Source organism: Burkholderia sp. 10_S31 (assembly GCF_056930375.1).
On record NZ_JBXOWK010000003.1, the window covers coordinates 2,301,272 to 2,316,323 of the forward strand.

Annotated in this window: 16 protein-coding genes; 2 read left to right on the forward strand and 14 right to left on the reverse strand. The window is 64.9% G+C overall.

From position 1 onward, the window contains the following. Window positions 1-106 precede the first annotated feature (106 nt). The 12 genes from iscX to AC1Z3W_RS30900 form a co-directional block, all read right to left on the reverse strand. Window positions 107-316 (reverse strand): Fe-S cluster assembly protein IscX, encoded by a 210-nt coding sequence (gene iscX / locus AC1Z3W_RS30845; RefSeq protein ID WP_040144569.1) that lies wholly within the window; start codon window positions 314-316, stop codon window positions 107-109. A 72-nt stretch (window positions 317-388) separates the two neighbouring features. Beyond that, a complete protein-coding gene (gene fdx / locus AC1Z3W_RS30850) occupies window positions 389-730 on the reverse strand; it encodes an ISC system 2Fe-2S type ferredoxin (RefSeq protein ID WP_057925227.1) in 342 nt (113 codons plus the stop codon). An 88-nt stretch (window positions 731-818) separates the two neighbouring features. Then, the gene (gene hscA / locus AC1Z3W_RS30855; RefSeq protein ID WP_124834665.1) at window positions 819-2,687 is read right to left on the reverse strand and encodes a Fe-S protein assembly chaperone HscA; all 1,869 of its coding nucleotides are present in this window, start codon (window positions 2,685-2,687) and stop codon (window positions 819-821) included. A 54-nt stretch (window positions 2,688-2,741) separates the two neighbouring features. Beyond that, entirely contained in the window at window positions 2,742-3,269 is a 528-nt protein-coding gene (hscB, locus tag AC1Z3W_RS30860) for a Fe-S protein assembly co-chaperone HscB (protein WP_057925429.1), read from the reverse strand. A 94-nt stretch (window positions 3,270-3,363) separates the two neighbouring features. Then, window positions 3,364-3,687 carry an iron-sulfur cluster assembly protein IscA gene (iscA, locus tag AC1Z3W_RS30865; RefSeq protein ID WP_014896627.1) on the reverse strand — a complete coding sequence of 108 codons (324 nt, stop codon included), beginning with the start codon at window positions 3,685-3,687 and terminating at the stop codon, window positions 3,364-3,366. 145 nt (window positions 3,688-3,832) lie between these two features. After that, window positions 3,833-4,240 (reverse strand): Fe-S cluster assembly scaffold IscU, encoded by a 408-nt coding sequence (gene iscU / locus AC1Z3W_RS30870; protein ID WP_009691729.1) that lies wholly within the window; start codon window positions 4,238-4,240, stop codon window positions 3,833-3,835. 68 nt (window positions 4,241-4,308) lie between these two features. Beyond that, window positions 4,309-5,532, reverse strand: coding sequence for an IscS subfamily cysteine desulfurase (locus tag AC1Z3W_RS30875; RefSeq protein ID WP_057925229.1), 1,224 nt, complete (start codon window positions 5,530-5,532; stop codon window positions 4,309-4,311). A gap of 63 nt (window positions 5,533-5,595) precedes the next feature. Then, a complete protein-coding gene (gene iscR / locus AC1Z3W_RS30880; RefSeq protein ID WP_006401955.1) occupies window positions 5,596-6,135 on the reverse strand; it encodes a Fe-S cluster assembly transcriptional regulator IscR in 540 nt (179 codons plus the stop codon). A 117-nt stretch (window positions 6,136-6,252) separates the two neighbouring features. Next, on the reverse strand, window positions 6,253-6,735 hold the full coding sequence (locus tag AC1Z3W_RS30885; RefSeq protein WP_057925230.1) for a low molecular weight protein-tyrosine-phosphatase: 483 nt from the start codon (window positions 6,733-6,735) through the stop codon (window positions 6,253-6,255). Window positions 6,736-6,836: 101 nt separating this feature from the next. Next, window positions 6,837-7,064: a hypothetical protein gene (locus AC1Z3W_RS30890; protein ID WP_057925231.1), complete on the reverse strand. Its 228-nt coding sequence runs from the start codon at window positions 7,062-7,064 to the stop codon at window positions 6,837-6,839. A 127-nt stretch (window positions 7,065-7,191) separates the two neighbouring features. Further along, window positions 7,192-8,604, reverse strand: coding sequence for a lactate utilization protein B (locus tag AC1Z3W_RS30895; RefSeq protein WP_124834666.1), 1,413 nt, complete (start codon window positions 8,602-8,604; stop codon window positions 7,192-7,194). 34 nt (window positions 8,605-8,638) lie between these two features. After that, window positions 8,639-9,361, reverse strand: coding sequence for a (Fe-S)-binding protein (locus tag AC1Z3W_RS30900; RefSeq protein WP_057925233.1), 723 nt, complete (start codon window positions 9,359-9,361; stop codon window positions 8,639-8,641). Between the two features lie 181 nt (window positions 9,362-9,542). On the opposite strand from AC1Z3W_RS30900, the gene AC1Z3W_RS30905 reads away from it, so the two are divergent. Beyond that, window positions 9,543-10,352, forward strand: a complete 810-nt coding sequence (locus AC1Z3W_RS30905; protein WP_057925430.1) for an IclR family transcriptional regulator — start codon at window positions 9,543-9,545, stop codon at window positions 10,350-10,352. Between the two features lie 101 nt (window positions 10,353-10,453). Here the strand turns inward: AC1Z3W_RS30905 and pbpG are convergent, their stop codons facing one another. Beyond that, window positions 10,454-11,611: a D-alanyl-D-alanine endopeptidase gene (pbpG, locus tag AC1Z3W_RS30910; RefSeq protein ID WP_483509627.1), complete on the reverse strand. Its 1,158-nt coding sequence runs from the start codon at window positions 11,609-11,611 to the stop codon at window positions 10,454-10,456. Window positions 11,612-12,266: 655 nt separating this feature from the next. On the opposite strand from pbpG, the gene AC1Z3W_RS30915 reads away from it, so the two are divergent. Further along, window positions 12,267-12,833 carry a phasin family protein gene (locus tag AC1Z3W_RS30915; RefSeq protein WP_057929182.1) on the forward strand — a complete coding sequence of 189 codons (567 nt, stop codon included), beginning with the start codon at window positions 12,267-12,269 and terminating at the stop codon, window positions 12,831-12,833. Between the two features lie 201 nt (window positions 12,834-13,034). Here the strand turns inward: AC1Z3W_RS30915 and lpdA are convergent, their stop codons facing one another. Then, window positions 13,035-14,795: a dihydrolipoyl dehydrogenase gene (gene lpdA, locus AC1Z3W_RS30920; RefSeq protein ID WP_483509239.1), complete on the reverse strand. Its 1,761-nt coding sequence runs from the start codon at window positions 14,793-14,795 to the stop codon at window positions 13,035-13,037. Window positions 14,796-15,052 lie beyond the last annotated feature (257 nt).

A 15,052-nucleotide genomic window follows, 5' to 3' on the forward strand; every position in this document is an offset into this window, starting at 1 on the left:
ATTTGCCGGTCAGCCCTTGTGCCGCACCGGAAATGAAAAAGGCTCGTGAAGCATCACGAGCCTTTTCTGTTTGCGGGAGCCACACGACGCGGCGCCGACGCGAAGCTCAGTCTTCGTCGTCGAAGTCGGATTCGTCGATCCAGTGGGCCTGGATCGCCTCGAGGATCTTCTCACCCGAGTGGGCCGGGTCGTCGGTGAAGCCGTCCAGCTCGATGACCCATTGGCGGAGGTCGACGAAATTGATCCGCTGCGGATCGACGTCCGGATGCTTGTCTGCCAGCGCGATGGCGATTTCGCGCGAATCGGTCCATTTCATGGCCTGCTCTCCCGTGTACGCGGCGAGTCCACCGGGGCACGACGCACACGCCGCGCCCTGCCCGCCGATCCGTCAGTGATTTTCCTTCGCGTGGTTGATCGAGTACTTCGGAATCTCGACCACCAGGTCCGAATCTTCCTTCACGATCGCCTGGCACGACAGGCGCGACGTGGGCTCGAGCCCCCATGCCTTGTCGAGCAGGTCGTCTTCGTCCTCGTCGGACGGCTCGAGATCGTTGAAGCCCTCGCGGATCACCACGTGGCAGGTCGTGCATGCGCACGACTTCTCGCATGCATGCTCGATCTCGATCCCGTTGTCGAGCAGGTTGTCGCAAATACTCTTGCCGGGCGTCGCGTCGATCACTGCGCCGTCCGGGCACAGTTCGACGTGAGGCAGCACCACCAGTTGAGGCATGTCCGTTCCGTCAGTCAGGGTGCGGCGGCTGGCGCCGCACGGTTCAATATCGCGCGGGCCGTCGTTGGCCCGCGTGCACGTCGTTCGTTCAGATCTCGTCGAGCCGCCGGCCCGACAGTGCGCGCTTGATGCTCTTGTCCATCCGGCGCGCCGCGAATTCGTCGGTGCCGTCGGCCAGCGTCTTGGTCGCGGCTTCGATCGCGTCCGCGTCGTCGCCCTGCGCGATCGTGCGCAGCGCCGCGACGAGCGCGTCGACCTGCGTGCGCTCGGCGTCGTCGAGCAATTCGCCGTCGGTCGCCAGCGCCGCCTGCGTCGCCTCGATCATCCGCTCGGCCTCGACCTGCGCTTCGCGCAGCGCGCGCGCGCGCATGTCGATCTCGGCGGTTTTGAAGCTGTCCTCGAGCATCTTCGCGATGTCGTCGTCGGCGAGGCCGTAGGACGGCTTCACGACGACCGATGCCTCGACGCCCGAATGCTGCTCGCGTGCGAACACCGACAGCAACCCGTCCGCATCGACCTGATAGGTCACGCGGATGCGCGCCGCTCCGGCCGTCATCGGCGGAATGCCGCGCAGTTCGAAGCGCGCGAGCGACCGGCAGTCGGCGACGAGCTCGCGCTCGCCCTGCACGACATGGATCGCCATCGCGGTCTGGCCGTCCTTGAACGTCGTGAATTCCTGCGCGCGCGCGATCGGAATCGTCGAATTGCGCGGAATGATCTTCTCGACGAGACCGCCCATCGTCTCGACGCCGAGCGACAGTGGGATCACGTCGAGCAGCAGCCAGTCGTCGCCGCTGCCGCGATTGCCGGCGAGCAGATCGGCCTGGATCGCCGCGCCGAGCGCAACGACCTGGTCCGGATCGAGATTGACGAGCGGCGGCTGGCCGAAATACTGCGCGACCGCCTCGCGGACCACCGGCATGCGCGTCGCGCCACCGACGAGCACGACACCCTTGATGTCGGCCGGGCTCACCTGCGCGTCGCGCAAGGCCTTGCGGGTCGGCGTCAGCGTACGCTGCACGAGCGGCTCGACGAGCGCGGCGAACGTGTCGTGCGAGATCGTCTGAACGAGTTGCGCACCGTTGGACAGCGTCACGTCGAGCGACGCCTGTGGTGCAGACGACAGCGCTTCCTTCAGCACGCGCACGCGATCGAGCAGCAGGCGCACGTCCTCGGGCGCGAGCGCCTTCGCATCGATGCCGGCCTGGGCGAGCACGTGACCGAACAGCGCGTGGTCGAAATCGTCACCGCCGAGTGCGGAATCGCCACCCGCGGCCAGCACTTCGAACACGCCCTTCGTCAGCTTCAGGATCGACAGGTCGAACGTGCCGCCGCCGAGGTCGTACACCGCGTAGAGGCCTTCGGCCGCGTTGTCGAGACCGTAGGCAATCGCCGCCGCGGTCGGTTCGTTCAGCAGGCGCAGCACGTTGAGCCCCGCGAGGCGCGCAGCGTCCTTCGTCGCCTGGCGCTGCGCGTCGTCGAAGTACGCGGGCACCGTGATCACCGCGCCGACCAGGTCATCGCCGAGCGTGTCTTCCGCGCGGTAACGCAGCGTCGCGAGAATCTCGGCCGACACTTCGACCGGGCTCTTCACGCCGTCGATCGTGCGGATCTGCACCATGCCCGGCGCATCGACGAATTCGTACGGTGCGTTCGCCGCGCCTTCGACCTCGGCCTTGCCGCGACCCATGAAGCGCTTGACCGACACGATCGTGTTACGCGGATCGGTCGCGGCCTGCTCCTTCGCCTCGTGGCCGATGCGGCGGCCGCCCTTCTCCAGATAACGGACCACCGACGGCAGCAGCGCGCGCCCCGCCTCGTCCGGCAGCACTTCGGGCACGCTGTTGCGCACGGCTGCGACGAGGGAGTTCGTCGTGCCGAGATCGATCCCGACAGCGAGTCGCCGCTGGTGCGGCGCCGGCGCCATGCCCGGTTCGGAAATTTGCAGTAAAGCCATCTTGGTTCGTTCGGGCGCTCGGCCCGTTTGCTGCGCGTGCCGCGAGGCACGCGGTTAAGTTTCGAGGCGCTCGATCTGCGCGCCCACTTCCGACGCGACCCGTTCGATGAACATCAGCTGGCGCACGGCCTCGGCGGCGGCTTGATCGGCCGCGCTGTCGAGCAGCGTGCCGAGGCGCTCGAGGCGCACGCGCTTTTCGTCGCGCAGCTCGGCGAGCAGCGCATCAAGCGCGTCGATGTTGCGGGCGGCCGCGGCATCCTCGATGCCTTCGCGCCACTCCATCTGCTGCATCAGGAACGCCGGCTCCATCGCGGTGTTGTTTTCGGCACCGATGTCGACGCCGCGCAGCGACAGCAGATAGGTTGCGCGCTTCAGCGGATCGCGCAGCGTGCGGTAGGCTTCGTTCGCACGGGTCGCCCATTGCATCGCGACACGCTTTTGCGCATCGCCGGCCGCCGCGAAGCGGTCCGGGTGCACCTGCGTCTGCACCGTGCGATACGCGCTGTCGAGCACTGCCTCGTCGAGCGCGAATTGTGCCGGCAGGTGAAACAGATCGAAGTGGCTGTCTTTCAGCGAAACCATCGTCGCGTTCAATTCCGGTTCGTCGCGCGGCAAACGCCGCACATTAAAAAGGCGGCTCGTGCCGCCTCTTGCCCGCATCGCGCGGAAGACCGCGTCATACGCGGAACGATTCGCCGCAACCGCACTCGTCCTTCACGTTCGGGTTGTTGAACTTGAACCCTTCGTTCAGGCCTTCGCGCGCGAAGTCGAGCTCGGTGCCGTCGATGTACGCGAGGCTCTTCGGGTCGACGATGACCTTCACGCCATGGCTCTCGAACACCTGATCCTCGGGAGCCAGCTCGTCGACATACTCGAGCTTGTACGCGAGCCCCGAGCACCCGGTCGTGCGAACGCCAAGCCGCAGGCCCACACCCTTGCCGCGACGGACGAGGTATTTCTGGACGTGCTGTGCTGCTTTTTCGGTCAGTGTAATTGCCATGATGTCCTTACCGCGACGCGCCACAAAGGCCCGCCGCGTTCCGTCTAAGCGCCCCCAAACCTGTCGCTGCGCGCCAGGCCCCCCCGAGGGGGTCAAGAAAACCTGGGGCGGCCCGGCGTTTTCTTGCGAAGCCGCTCGATGCCGCTCAGGCCGCTGCCTGATCGCCTTCCTTGGTGTCGTGGCGCTTCTTGTAGTCGGCCACGGCTGCCTTGATCGCGTCTTCCGCGAGAATCGAGCAGTGAATCTTCACCGGCGGCAGCGCGAGCTCTTCGGCGATCTGCGTGTTCTTGATCGACAGCGCCTCGTCGAGCGTCTTGCCCTTCACCCATTCGGTCACGAGCGAGCTCGACGCGATGGCCGAACCGCAGCCGTACGTCTTGAACTTCGCGTCTTCGATCACGCCGTCCGCGCCGACGCGGATCTGCAGCTTCATCACGTCGCCGCAGGCCGGCGCGCCGACCATGCCCGTACCGACCGCGTCGTCGTCCTTCGCGAACGAACCGACGTTACGCGGGTTTTCGTAGTGATCCAGAACCTTGTTGCTGTATGACATGACTCAGACTCCTTGACTCGTTACGTCTGCGTGCGTAAATCCGCCCGCGAATGTATTCAATGCGGTGTTCAGTGTGCGGCCCATTCGATCGTCGACAGATCGATGCCTTCCTGGTGCATTTCCCAGAGCGGCGACAGTTCGCGCAGCTTCGCGATCTTGCTGTTCAGCAGGTTGATCACGAAGTCGACGTCCTGCTCCGTCGTGAAGCGGCCGACCGTGAAGCGGATCGAGCTGTGCGCGAGTTCGTCGTTGCGGCCGAGTGCACGCAGCACATACGACGGCTCCAGCGACGCCGACGTGCACGCGGAACCCGACGACACCGCGACGTCCTTGATCGCCATGATCAGCGACTCGCCTTCGACGAAGTTGAAGCTGATGTTCAGGTTGTGCGGGACACGGTGTTCCATGTCGCCGTTCACATACGTTTCCTCGATCTGCGACAGGCCGCGCAGCAGCTTGTCGCGCAGCATGCGGATGCGCTCGTTCTCGGTCGCCATTTCTTCACGCGCGATGCGGAACGCTTCGCCCATACCGACGATCTGGTGCGTTGCCAGCGTGCCCGAACGCATCCCGCGCTCGTGGCCGCCGCCGTGCATCTGCGCTTCGATGCGCACGCGCGGCTTGCGGCGCACGTACAGCGCGCCGATGCCCTTCGGACCGTAGGTCTTGTGCGCCGAGAACGACATCAGGTCGACCTTCAGCTTCGCGAGGTCGATCTCGACCTTGCCGGTCGACTGTGCGGCGTCGACGTGGAACACGATGCCCTTCTCGCGGCAGATCTCGCCGATCGTCTCGATGTCCTGGATCACGCCGATCTCGTTGTTCACGTGCATCACCGACACGAGGATCGTGTCCGGGCGCAGCGCGGCCTTGAACACGTCGAGGTCGATCAGGCCGTCTTCCTTCACGTCGAGATAGGTGACTTCGAAACCGTCACGCTCGAGCTCGCGGCAGGTGTCGAGCACGGCCTTGTGCTCGGTCTTCACCGTGATGATGTGCTTGCCCTTGCCCTTGTAGAAGTTCGCGGCACCCTTGATCGCGAGGTTGTCCGATTCCGTCGCGCCGGACGTCCAGATGATCTCGCGCGGATCCGCGTTCACGAGCGCGGCCACCTGTTCGCGCGCTTCCTCGACCGCGCGCTCCGCATCCCAGCCGTACGCGTGGCTGCGCGATGCCGGATTGCCGAACTGCTCGCGCAGGTACGGCACCATCTTGTCGACCACGCGCGGGTCGACCGGCGTCGTCGCGCTGTAATCCATGTAGATGGGCAGGTGGAGAGTCTCTTGGGTCATCTGTCGCTCCGGGTATTCTGTGCAGGGACTATGTGCGTTATGGGGTGTGCGGCGCGTTCGCGCTCACGAACTCGCGATGTTGAACACCGAATTGGGACCGAGCGGCATCGTGCGCACCGGTTCGGCCGGCGCCGCGACGGGCTCCGGCGCGCGCCGGTCGCGCAGCACCGCGGGGGCGCCCTCGCGTGCGCGCTGCTGATCGACGAGATCCTGCAGCGACACCGAATCGAGGTATTCGACCATTTTCTGGTTCAGGGTCGACCACAGCTCGTGCGTCATGCAATGGCCGTCGGGCTGCTTCGAGCCGTCGCACGTGCCTTTGCCGCCGCACTGCGTGGCGTCGAGCGGTTCATCGACCGCGATGATGATGTCGGCAACGGTGACGTCCTGCGCGCGGCGCGCGAGATTGTAGCCGCCGCCCGGGCCGCGCACGGATTCGACGATTTCATGCCTGCGCAGCTTGCCGAACAGCTGTTCGAGATACGAGAGCGAAATCCGCTGGCGCTGGCTGATGCCTGCAAGCGTCACCGGGCCCTGCTCCTGGCGCAGTGCCAAGTCAATCATCGCCGTGACGGCGAAACGGCCTTTGGTGGTGAGTCTCATAGTGTCTAGGGGACTGCAATCTTGACGATTTTGGTCAAGTATAAATATTTGACGATTTTAGTCAAGTATCCATGTCCGTGACAGGGTATTCGCAGCACGCTGAATACCTTGCCGCGATCAGCGCTCGGAACCGCTCCGGAGGGTGTCCAGCAGGCCCGCGCAGGCGCGCTCGACCTGATCGAGCACCTGTTCGAAGCCCTGCGCACCGCCGAAATAAGGATCGGCCACTTCGGTCTCGGCCGCGCCCGGCGCGAATTCCATCAGCAGGCGCACCTTGTCGCGATGCTCGGGCGGACAGCACCGACGCAACTCCGCGAGATTGGCTTCGTCCATCGCCAGCAGCAGGTCGAACCGCTCGAAATCCGCCGCGCTCACCTGCCTCGCCCGCAGCGTCGACAGGTCGTAGCCGCGGGTGCGAGCCGCTGCCTGCGCACGCGTGTCGGGCGGTTCGCCGACGTGCCAATCGCCGGTGCCTGCGGAATCGATCGCGATCCGGTCGGCCAGCCCGGCTGCGTCCACCTGGTGGCGCATCACGCCTTCTGCCGTGGGCGAACGGCAGATATTGCCGAGACAGACGAAACAGATCGCAACGCGGGTCATTGCACTATCGGAAAGCCGCGGCGAACCGCGAGGGAGAAGAACGCGTCATTATACAAAGGCGCCGAAAATCGCGCCGCCGTGCAAAGCGACGGCGGCGTGCCTTACAGCGCCTTGGGTACGGCGAGCACGACGTCGCCAGACGCGGCCGGCAGCGGCTTCGTCGCGTCGTCGACCAGCCCGAACGACACCGCGCGCGCCAGTTCGGCCGATGCCTGATGCACGGCAAGCGGACCACGCGAAGGCGCGTCGGCCATCGCGTGCAGATAGGCGAGCGCGGCGAGCGGGACGACGATTGCCAGCGGCCAGTACATCGATATTGTCTTTTTCATGATGCGGCTCCTTGACCTCATTCCCCGAAACCCAATTTCGGGGACTACAGGCAAGATTCTATAGACCGCATCTATCGAGATAAATGCATAAATAGCGAACGCACTGTTGCCGCCCAATGAACAGTCGTCAGCCGAGGTGGCTTTGCGATGCGGCGTACAGTTCGCGGAACGTGCGGCCGGTCGGCGTCGGCATGTCGCGCGTGTCCATCCAGCCGCCCATCATCGGCAGGCGCCGCAGCGTGCCGCCGCTGCCGCCGAGCCGCTCGAGGACCCGCACCGCGAGCTTGGTCGTCAGTGCGTAAAGCATCGGCCGGCGCGCGAAAAAGCCCCACGCGGCAAGCGCTGCGCGCTCGCGCCACGGCCGCAGGTGCCGTTCGACCTGTTTCTCGCGCAGCGTGCGCAGCAGGTGCGACAGCGGGATCCCGGCCGGGCACACGCTGTCGCATTCGCCGCACAGCGTCGCGGCCTGGGGCAGGTCGAGCGCACGGTCCACCCCGACGTAGCTCGGCGTCAGCACCGACCCCATCGGGCCCGGATAGACCCATCCGTATGCGTGCCCGCCGACCTTCTGGTACACCGGGCAATGGTTCATGCACGCGCCGCAGCGGATGCAGCGCAGCATCTCCTGGAATTCGCCGCCGATCAGCCCCGTGCGGCCGCCGTCGACGAGCACCACGTAGTTGTGCCCCGGGCCGTCCTCGTCACCGGGACCGCGCGGCCCGGTGAGCAGCGAGAAATAGTTCGACGTCTTCTGCCCGGTCGCCGAGCGCGGCAGCAGGCGCATCGCCGTCGCGAGATCCTCGAGCGTCGGCAGCACCTTCTCGATGCCCGTCACCGCGACATGCACGCGCGGCATCACCGTGCACATCCCTTCGTTGCCCTCGTTCGTGACGATCGCGACCGACCCCGTCTCGGCAATCACGAAATTGCCGCCCGTCACGCCCATGTCGGCCGACAGGAAATGCGGGCGCAGGACCTCGCGCGCCTCGCGCGTCATGTCGGGAATCTCGGTCAGCCGCTCGCGGTGGTGCGTACGCGCGAACAGGTCGGCGATCTCGTCCTTGTCCTTGTGCACGACGGGCGCAATGATGTGGCTCGGCGGCTCGTTGTCGTTGATCTGCAGGATGTATTCGCCGAGGTCCGTCTCGATCGACTGCACGCCCATCTCGGCGAGCACCGCGTTCAGACGCATTTCCTCGGACACCATCGACTTCGTCTTGATGACCTTCTTCACGTCGTGGCGGCGCGCGATGTCGGCGACGAGCCGTGCGGCGTCGGCGGTCGTTTCCGCGAACAGCACCGTCGTGCCGCGCCGTGTCGCCTCGCGCTCGAAGGCCTCGAGCCACACGTCGAGGTTCTCCAGCGCACGGTTGCGGCGCGCCTTCAGCGCGGCGCGCGTCGCCGGGAAGTCGATCGCGGTCATCGCGTCGGCACGCGCAGACACGAACTTCGTCGACAGCTTCTTCAGGTTCTGCTGCAGGCGCTGGTCGGCCAGCTTCTGGCCGGCACGCGCCTTGAAATGCATCGATTGGACTTGCATCGCAGTATCGGGGAAAAGTGAGCGGAACCGGGCGTCAGACGTCGCCCGCCAGCACCTGCGCGACGTGCAGCACGCGCGTGTCGCGGTCGCCCGTGCGGCGCAACCGCCCTTCGATGTTCAGCATGCAGCCGAGATCGCCGAGCACGACGGCGCCCGCGCCGGACGCACGCACGTTCGCGCATTTCTCGTCCGCGATGGCAGCCGATATGTCGCCGTACTTGACCGCGAACGTGCCGCCGAAGCCGCAGCAGTGCTCGCAGTCCTTCATCTCGGTGACGGCCACGCCGCGCTGCGCGAGCAGCGCGCGCGGCTGCGCCTTCACGCCGAGCTCGCGCAGGCCCGAGCACGAGTCGTGGTAGGTGACCGGGCCCGCGAATTCGCCGGGCGCGAGCGTCACCTTCGCGACGTTCGCGAGGAAATCGGTCAGTTCATAGACTTTCTGCTGGAACCGCGCATAGCGCCCCATCAGTTCCGGGTCGTCGCGAAACAGGTCGCCGTAGTGCGCGCGGATCATGCCGCCGCACGAGCCCGACGGCGCGACGACGTAATCGAACTGATCGAACTCGCGCAGCGTCTTTTCCGCGAGGTCGCGCGCGAGCGCGCGGTCGCCCGAGTTGTAGGCCGGCTGGCCGCAGCAGGTTTGCGCGGGCGGCACGAACACCTCGTAGCCGGCATCGCGAATCAGTTTCAGCGCGGAAAAACCGATTTCCGGACGCATCAGGTCGACCAGGCAGGTCACGAACAAACCGACTCGCATACGCGCTCCTTCGAGAAAACGGCTCTCATTATCCGCCGTTTGGCCGGCAAGACCAACGCCGACGCGTGTGCAAGTGCGCATGGCCGGAAGCGAGGATTTCCTCGAACGGCGTTCGCTTTTTTCACGATACGAGATACAATCGACGCAACACCGCTTGACGCGTCAACCGATTCTCCCCGACATGAGCCAACCCACCCCGGATTCCAAAACGTCGATCCAGGTGATCGAACGCATGATGCGGCTGCTGGACGCGCTTGCCGCGCACAGCGACCCCGTCAGCCTGAAGGAGCTTGCGCAGCGCACCGACCTGCATCCGTCGACCGCGCACCGTATCCTCAACGACATGGTGACCTGCCGCCTGGTCGACCGCTCCGATCCCGGCACTTACCGGCTCGGCATGCGGCTGCTCGAGCTCGGCAACCTCGTCAAGGCGCGCCTGTCGGTACGTGACGCGGCGCTGATGCCGATGCGCGAACTGCACCGCCTGACCGGCCAGACCGTGAACCTGTCGGTGCGCCAAGGCGATGAAATCGTCTATATCGAGCGCGCGTATTCGGAGCGCTCGGGGATGCAGGTCGTCCGCGCGATCGGCGGCCGCGCGCCGCTGCACCTGACCTCGGTCGGCAAGCTGTTTCTCGCGGTCGACGAAACATCGCGCGTGCGCGCCTATGCGACGCGCACCGGGCTGTCCGGCCATACGCAGAACAGCATTACCGACATCGCGAAGCTCGAGCGCGAGCTGACGCTCGTGCGCCAGCAATCGTGCGCGCGCGACAACGAGGAACTGGAACTCGGCGTGCGCTGTATCGCGGCCGGCATCTACGACGACTCGGGCAAGCTCGTCGCGGGCCTGTCGCTGTCGGCGCCGGCCGACCGCCTGCAGGACGCGTGGCTCGGCCAGCTGAGCCGCACCGCGCTGACCATCTCGGAATCGCTCGGCTACCGCCCCGCGCCCGCGAAGGATACGGAAGGGCTGCAACGGCACGCATAAGCCGTGCTACCCGCCGCATTGCGGCCGAACGAAAAAAGCCCCGCGATCGCGGGGCTTTTTCTTTGCGGCAACCGGTGCGGCGGCGAACCGTCGCGGCGCGATCAGGTGCCGCCGTTCGCCGTGTTGGCCGCCGTCAGGCGCTCGCCGCCACCGGCGTCAAGCCAGTTGCGCAGGCGCGCCGCGTCGGCGAAGCGCGAATACTTGCCGAACGAATCCAGCAGCACCATCACCATCGGCCGGCCATGGATCGTCGCCTGCATCACGAGACATTCGCCAGCCTCGTTGATGAAGCCAGTCTTCTGCAGGCCGATGTCCCACGAGCCGTTGCCGCGGATTAGCGCGTTCGTGCTGTTGTAGACCAGGTTGCGCTTGCCCGTATTGACGTCGTACGTACGGTCGGTCGAGAACTGGCGAATCATCGGGTACTGGTACGCCGCGTTGACCATCTTCACGAGGTCGCGCGCGCTCGATACGTTCGAGCTCGACAGCCCCGTCGAATTCTCGAAATGGGTGTCGTTCATGCCCAGCGACTTCGCCTTCGCGTTCATCGCGGCGATAAAGGCCGGACGGCCGCCCGGGTAGTAACGCGACAGCGCGGCAGCCGCGCGGTTTTCCGATGCCATCAGCGCGATGTGCAGCATGTCTTCGCGCGACAGGACCGAGCCGACCGACAGGCGCGAGCCCGTGCCCTTCTCGTAGTCGCGATCTTCGTCGGTAACCTCGATCTGGTCGATCATCGGCGATTTCGAGTCGAGCACGACCATCGCCGTCATCAGCTTCGAGATCGACGCGATCGGCACGACGGCATGCGAATTCTTGTCGAACAGCGGCTCGCCGGTGTTCTGGTCGACAACGTACGCGACGCTCGAGCGCAGCGCGAGCGCGTCCGGCGTATCGTGCAGGCCGAATGCTTGGCCGACCGTCGGGCGACGCGGTTGGAACGCGACCTTGCGCACCGCGCCGCGGTGGCCGTGCACGTTCGACGCGAGCGTCGCGCGCTTGCGCGATGCCTTCGCGCGCGGCGCATCGGCCGACGCGACGTTGGCGGATTTTGCGGATGCAGCCTTCACCGTCTTCTTCTTCGTGGACGAAGCGGAAGTGGCATTCTTGGCGGCCTGGTGGGTCTTCGCAGTGGCGGCAAAGGCGTCAGCGGGCACGACGGACGCAGCGGTCGCCAGCAAGGCGACGGCGACCGACACAGCCGTGCCGAGCGTCATGCTCTGCAACAATCTGCGCGGTGAAAACGATTCGGCTTTCATTGGGGTCTGGACAAAGCGGGCGGGAGTTTCCGCAAGTGTAGTTAAAGCTGAAAAAAAGAGCAATATTAGGCACTTACCGATCGTCGTTAAACCGGAATGTAAGGGTTGGACGACCATAAGCCGATCAACCCTCCCGCCTCCATAGAAAAAATTCATGGAGCGCGCTGCCCGACAGTACCCGTCTCCCGATTACCACTCGGTTAATTGAGATAACGTCACTTCGGCGACGAATTAAAGCGGGGAAAGTACGTATCCGGCGCTCGGTGTGCCTGCAGCACCGGTTTCGGCCGCAGCGGCGGCACGTCGCCACGGCAAGCGCATTGAAACGGCGTGCTTTTCGACAAGAACAGAAGCATAACGTTCCATACCCCTGTCAGGTTTACCTGTGCATGATCATGGTGCGCCGCGCCTGCCCCGGCCGGGTGCGCACCATGTGGGATCGCGCGCCTGAAACCGATTCCGAACGGCCATGATAACTCATTGTTTTATCGATAATTTGTCGTGATTGTGCAACGCACAAAAAATGCTTGACAAGACTTTTCTCTGCCCTAAAATACGACTCATTGCTGCGTTGCACAAAGCACGCGGATCCGAGGTTCCCCAGCGCAGTGCCCTTTACCCTGCGATCGACGCGATCGCTTTTCAGGAGTTTGACATGTCCTTGCTGACCCCCGAGCAAATCGCCGCCGCCCAGAAAGCCAACCTCGAAAGCCTGTTCGGTCTGACGACCAAGGCATTCGAAGGCGTCGAAAAGCTGATCGAACTCAACCTGCAAGTCGTGAAGTCGACGCTGACGGAAGGCCAGGAAAACGCGCAGCGCCTGCTGTCGGTGAAGGACGCCCAGGAACTGTTCGCGCTGCAAGCGAGCCTGTCGCAGCCGGTCGCGGAAAAGGTGCTGTCGTACAGCCGTCACCTGTACGAAATCGCATCGTCGACGCAAGCCGAGTTCGCGAAGGTTGCCGAAGCGCAATTCGAAGAGCAGAACAAGAAGGTTCAGGCCCTCGTCGACAACGTCGCGAAGAACGCCCCGGCCGGTTCGGAAACGGCAGTCGCCGCACTGAAGTCGGCACTGAACGCTGCGAACACCACGTACGAAACGGTCCAGAAGGCTGCGAAGCAAGCCGTCGAGATCGCCGAAACGAACTTCAACGCGGCTGCCGCTGTCGCGACGAAGGCTGCGAGCGCTGCTGCATCGCGCCGTTCGAGCAAGCCGGCCGCGTAAGCGTCCCCTGCTCCTGAAAAAGCCGCGCACTGCGCGGCTTTTTCGTTTCCGGCGCCACAATACGCGCGCATGCGGTCACCGGCAGTCGGCACTCAGGCGCCACGTGCCGTCGACCGTGAGCAAAAAGAAAACGCCGCCGTCCGGATCTCCCGGGCGGCGGCGTTTTTCGTGGCCGGCGCTTGGCCGGCCATGCCGATCGCGCTACTTCTTGCGTTGCGGCGGCAGGTCCGTACAGACGCCTTCGTACAGTTCGGCGGCCATGCCGACCGATTCGCCGAGCGTCGGGTGCGGGTGAATCGTCTTGCCGATGTCTTCCGCGTCCGCGCCCATCTCGACGGCGAGGCACACTTCGCTGATCAGGTCGCCCGCGTTCAGGCCGACGATACCGCCGCCGATCACGCGATGGGTTTCCTCGTCGAAGATCAGCTTCGTGAAGCCTTCGTCGCGACCATTCGCGATCGCGCGACCCGATGCCGCCCATGGGAACACAGCCTTGCCGTACTTGATGCCTTCGGCCTTGCACTGGTCTTCCGTCTTGCCGGCCCACGCCACTTCCGGATCGGTGTACGCCACCGACGGGATCTGCAGCGCGTCGAAGTACGCCTTCTCGCCATGTGCGGCTTCCGCTGCGACGTGGCCTTCATGCACGGCCTTGTGCGCGAGCATCGGCTGGCCGACGACGTCGCCGATCGCGAAGATGTGCGGCACGTTCGTACGCATCTGCTTGTCGACGTCGATGAAGCCGCGGTCGGTGACGGCAACGCCTGCCTTGTCGGCGCCGATCTTCTTGCCGTTCGGGCTGCGGCCCACCGCCACCAGCACGAGGTCGTAACGCTGCGCTTCCGCCGGCGCCTTCTCGCCCTCGAACTTTACGTAGATGCCGTCTTCCTTCGCTTCCGCGCCGACTGTCTTGGTCTTCAGCATCACGTTGCCGAAGCGCTTCGCGTTGTACTTTTCCCAGACCTTCACGAGATCGCGGTCCGCGCCCATCATCAGGCCGTCCATCATTTCGACGACGTCGATCTCGGTGCCGAGCGTCGAATACACCGTCGCCATTTCGAGACCGATGATGCCGCCGCCGATCACGAGCATGCGCTTGGGCAGCTGGCGCAGTTCGAGCGCGCCCGTCGAATCGACGACGCGCGGGTCTTCCGGCATGAACGGCAGCTTCACCGCCTGCGAGCCGGCTGCGATGATCGCCTGCTTGAACTTGACGACCTTCTTGCCGTTTTCGCCCTGCACTTCCATGTGATACGGATCGACGAACGCGCCGACACCCGTGACCACTTCGACCTTGCGCGCCTTCGCCATGCCGGCGAGGCCCGTCGTCAGCTTCTTGACGACGCCGCCCTTGAAGTCGCGCAGCTTGTCGAGGTCGACTTCCGGCTTGCCGAACGAGATGCCGTGCGCCGCGAGCGCTTCCGCTTCCTCGACGACGAGCGCCGTGTGCAGCAACGCCTTCGACGGGATGCAGCCGACGTTCAGGCACACGCCGCCGAGCGTCGAGTAGCGTTCGACCAGTACCGTCTTCATGCCGAGGTCGGCTGCGCGGAACGCAGCCGAGTAGCCGCCGGGGCCGGCGCCGAGCACGAGCATGTCGCACTCGATGTCGGCGGAGCCGCTGTAGCTGCCGGCTTGCGGTGCCGGAGCGGCTGCGGCCGGTGCCGGCGCAGCTGCTGCGGGCTTGGCCGCTTCGGGGGCTTTCGCGGGTGCGGTGGCGGCCGCCGATGCTTCGACGAGGGCGATGACTGTGCCTTGCGAGACTTTCTCGCCGGCCTTCACCTTGACTTCCTTGACCGTGCCGGCGACGTCGCTGGGCACTTCCATGGAGGCTTTGTCCGATTCGAGCGTGATGAGCGTTTGCTCTTTTTCGATCACGTCACCCGGCTTCACGTTGACTTCGATGACATCGACGCCGCTGAAATCGCCGATATCCGGAACCTTGACTTCGATGAGACTCATATACGTCCCCTTCTTGTTTAGCTGCTGACAGAGGGAGAGGGCTCAACCGCTGAACGACGGCCTGACAAGAGAACGCGACGCTGGGCAGGACCACCTTTGCCGCCCGCCCAAGGACGCGCCTTTCTTTTGGTTACTTTTCTTTGGAAGACAAAGAAAAGTGACCGCCGCCTCGCACAGGGGCGACGCTAGCAGACCGTTAGCAAAACAGGTTCAACGACGGGGCATGGCGAACCGACAAAAAACCACGCCCCCGCGAG

Bases quoted from the DNA above. Each gene is read 5' to 3' on its own strand.
- AC1Z3W_RS30875 (WP_057925229.1), bottom strand. From the start codon at position 5,532: ATGACCCAAGAGACTCTCCACCTGCCCATCTACATGGATTACAGCGCG.
- AC1Z3W_RS30890 (WP_057925231.1), bottom strand. From the start codon at position 7,064: ATGAAAAAGACAATATCGATGTACTGGCCGCTGGCAATCGTCGTCCCG.
- AC1Z3W_RS30895 (WP_124834666.1), bottom strand. From the start codon at position 8,604: ATGCAAGTCCAATCGATGCATTTCAAGGCGCGTGCCGGCCAGAAGCTG.
- iscA (WP_014896627.1), bottom strand. From the start codon at position 3,687: ATGGCAATTACACTGACCGAAAAAGCAGCACAGCACGTCCAGAAATAC.
- iscR (WP_006401955.1), bottom strand. From the start codon at position 6,135: ATGAGACTCACCACCAAAGGCCGTTTCGCCGTCACGGCGATGATTGAC.
- fdx (WP_057925227.1), bottom strand. From the start codon at position 730: ATGCCTCAACTGGTGGTGCTGCCTCACGTCGAACTGTGCCCGGACGGC.
- iscU (WP_009691729.1), bottom strand. From the start codon at position 4,240: ATGTCATACAGCAACAAGGTTCTGGATCACTACGAAAACCCGCGTAAC.
- pbpG (WP_483509627.1), bottom strand. From the start codon at position 11,611: ATGAAAGCCGAATCGTTTTCACCGCGCAGATTGTTGCAGAGCATGACG.
- lpdA (WP_483509239.1), bottom strand. From the start codon at position 14,795: ATGAGTCTCATCGAAGTCAAGGTTCCGGATATCGGCGATTTCAGCGGC.
- hscB (WP_057925429.1), bottom strand. From the start codon at position 3,269: ATGGTTTCGCTGAAAGACAGCCACTTCGATCTGTTTCACCTGCCGGCA.
- AC1Z3W_RS30885 (WP_057925230.1), bottom strand. From the start codon at position 6,735: ATGACCCGCGTTGCGATCTGTTTCGTCTGTCTCGGCAATATCTGCCGT.
- iscX (WP_040144569.1), bottom strand. From the start codon at position 316: ATGAAATGGACCGATTCGCGCGAAATCGCCATCGCGCTGGCAGACAAG.
- AC1Z3W_RS30905 (WP_057925430.1), top strand. From the start codon at position 9,543: ATGAGCCAACCCACCCCGGATTCCAAAACGTCGATCCAGGTGATCGAA.
- AC1Z3W_RS30915 (WP_057929182.1), top strand. From the start codon at position 12,267: ATGTCCTTGCTGACCCCCGAGCAAATCGCCGCCGCCCAGAAAGCCAAC.
- hscA (WP_124834665.1), bottom strand. From the start codon at position 2,687: ATGGCTTTACTGCAAATTTCCGAACCGGGCATGGCGCCGGCGCCGCAC.
- AC1Z3W_RS30900 (WP_057925233.1), bottom strand. From the start codon at position 9,361: ATGCGAGTCGGTTTGTTCGTGACCTGCCTGGTCGACCTGATGCGTCCG.